Annotated in this window: 2 protein-coding genes; both read right to left on the reverse strand. The window is 42.2% G+C overall.

Annotated features, from left to right (window positions below):
- Nucleotides 1-115: 115 nt before the first annotated feature.
- Nucleotides 116-1,387, reverse strand: a complete 1,272-nt coding sequence (locus tag BP896_RS00260) for a glycoside hydrolase family 76 protein (RefSeq protein WP_291764491.1) — start codon at nt 1,385-1,387, stop codon at nt 116-118.
- A gap of 113 nt (nt 1,388-1,500) precedes the next feature.
- Nucleotides 1,501-2,754, reverse strand: a 1,254-nt coding sequence (locus BP896_RS00265) for a tRNA (N(6)-L-threonylcarbamoyladenosine(37)-C(2))-methylthiotransferase (RefSeq protein WP_291764494.1), incomplete at its 5' end; no start/stop codon positions are given.

A 2,754-nucleotide genomic window follows, 5' to 3' on the forward strand; every position in this document is an offset into this window, starting at 1 on the left:
TTAGTTTGAAGCTTCATTCAATTACTTCACCAATTAAGTTGCTGATGAATATTCACGAATGCGCCTAAGCTGCCCTCATTAACAATAACCGGCCTATAATCCATTAGAACTTGGATTAACTCCTTCCCTTAACCCTTACTATAGTGTAGGCAATGGCCATGATTAACGCAATTGCAGCGATCGCACCGATTAAAGTAGGCCATTGCGCATGTGTTGATTTAATGGCTATTGCCTTAAATATAATTGGCTGTTGTGAGCCAGCCGCTATCGAGTATAGCTGCACCATTGCTGCAGTCCATATTTCCGCATCATCAGGATTAACTGAATTCCACGGTAAGCCCATTGTTATTAATCCTGTTTCAGGATCCCTATAAGTTACCCAAGTGTTATTAATGTATGTTAAGAGTAGGTTCCAGTACATTTGGGAGAGAGTACTATTACCGCTTATCTCGATGACCTTCTCAAGGCTCCTGAAGTATATTGCGTTGAATTCAGGCGGTTGTGAGTATATGGCTCCTTGGCTAAAGTAGCTTAATGATGCGTATGCTGAATCCTCAGCCAGTATTAAGTATGATTCATTATGGGTGGCCTCATATATTAATGCAGCCGCTGCTGCAGTAGTGCCTTGATTATAACTCCATATTGTCTCATCAATAGTGCCATCTGGGTTAATGTGATCATAATATAGCCCATTGGGTGATCTTAAGCATTGGTTAACCCAGTTAAGTATCTTAATGGCCCACTTTAAGTAACTTGGATTACCGGTTATTAGGTATAATTCAGCAGCAGCTTCGGCAGCTGGGGAATTAGAGACCGTGTTTCTCGATAAGTCGCCGACTCTCCAGTATATTCCTCCAGGGCACTTCAATGACTTATTGGTGCTCCATCCGCTGATTATGAAGTTAAACAGCTCCTCAGCCCTCTTCAGGTACTTGGTATTATTGGTTGCCAAGTACATTTTTATTAACGCCAATGTAACCCACTCATTGTCATCATAATAAGTGTCGCCGCCTGGACCAATGGGTGGTGTTACCGCTGATTCATATCCTGATGATGGGTTAAGTGGATTAGAGTAGTGGCTTAAACCTAAGTAATATTGGTTAAATAGGTTCGTGAAATTATCTAGGCCAGGTGTTAGAGATAAGTAAGCTAATGCTGATAAAATCTGTGAGTAGGTCCATAGGCAACTATAATTCCCACAGGTGGAGCCCTTATATAGGTTTAGGGAGCTTACGTAATAATGGTCCTGAAGGGCATTAAAGGTGGCTACTGCCCTCTTAGAGTATAATTCCATTAGGCTTGTTGATGGTGCATTACTTAAGTTAAGTAAGCCTAATACTAGTAATGCAAATGCAAATAGCGTAAGCAAGGTTAACTTACCTGCCACTGTTTACTATCATTAAGCATGCATATAAGTTTTATTCCCTGGGATAATCGTACTCTTCGCGAGTATTTAGGCTTAGTTATGTGGGGGATTAGTTAAGCAGCTTGGTCCGAGTTTCATTCAATTACTTCACCAATTAAGTTTATTGGTGAGGCTCCCGTTACCTTAATCTTCACGAATGCGCCTAAGCTGCCCTCATTAACAATAACCGGCCTATAATCCATTAACCTAGCCATAAGCCCCTTACCCTTAAACCCAATTGAGCTAATTAAACCCTCATAAGTACCACCAACATACTCCAGGTTCCTGGAGTATGCAACCTCAAGAGCCACCTTACTTAGTATACTACTCCTCTGTTTCTTAATTTGATCAGGTATTTGGCGCATGTAAGCAGCCTCAGTGAATGGTCTTGGGCTATACCTGGCAACGTGAACCTTATCAATACCTAACTCCCTAACTAACTTAACACTATCCTGGAAATCAGAATCATCCTCCCCAGGGTGGCCAACTATTATATCGGTGGCTATGAATGAGTTACTGAAGTTCTTCCTAATCAACTCCACTTCTCGTTTAAACAAATCCACAGTGTATTTACGCCTCATTAGCCTAAGCACCTTGTCGCTGCCACTCTGCACAGGTATGTGGAAGAATTTGTAGATTCTCCAATCACTCTTAATCACGTCAATTAACCTATGTATTAATCCCTCAAGCTCCAGCGGCTCAAGCATGCCTAACCTAATTAGGTACCTCCCATCAACGTCCCTCAGTACTGCCTCAAGTAAGTCAACTAAATCATACCCCTTATCCTTACCGTATGCTGAAATCTCCTGCCCAGTTAAGTAAATTTCCCTAGCGCCTCTTGCCACTGCCTTAGCTATGGATTCCTTAACCATACTTAGGTCAGCGCTCTTAACCCAACCCATACCACCCCTGGTATACTTGATTACGCAGTATGAGCAGTTCCCAAGGCAACCAACTTGAATAGGTATGACATAAACGTGGCTTGATTCATCATACTGGGGAATCCTCATCATTAACCTCTCAGCGGAGTTAACACCATTCTTCAGGACCTCAGTTAAATTCTCCACCGAACTTGGGTTAACTATTAATGCATTGGGCGTTATCCTCATTATTTCACTGGGCCTAGCCTTAGTTAAGCACCCAGCCACTATTAGCTTCTTACCTAACTTAGAGTACTTCTCAATGGCTTTAAGCTCCCTAACCTCTGAATCCTCCCTAACTGCGCACGTATTAACTAGTATTAAGTCTGCTTGGGCAGGGTCATTAACCCTAACATAACCCATCCTCCTTAAATCCTCCTCCATTAACGCTGAATCAGCCTTATTCAACCAGCAACCGTAAGTCTCAAC

It is taken from the genome of Caldivirga sp. UBA161 (genome assembly GCF_002506515.1).
Taxonomy (GTDB): Archaea; Thermoproteota; Thermoprotei; order Thermoproteales; family Thermocladiaceae; genus Caldivirga.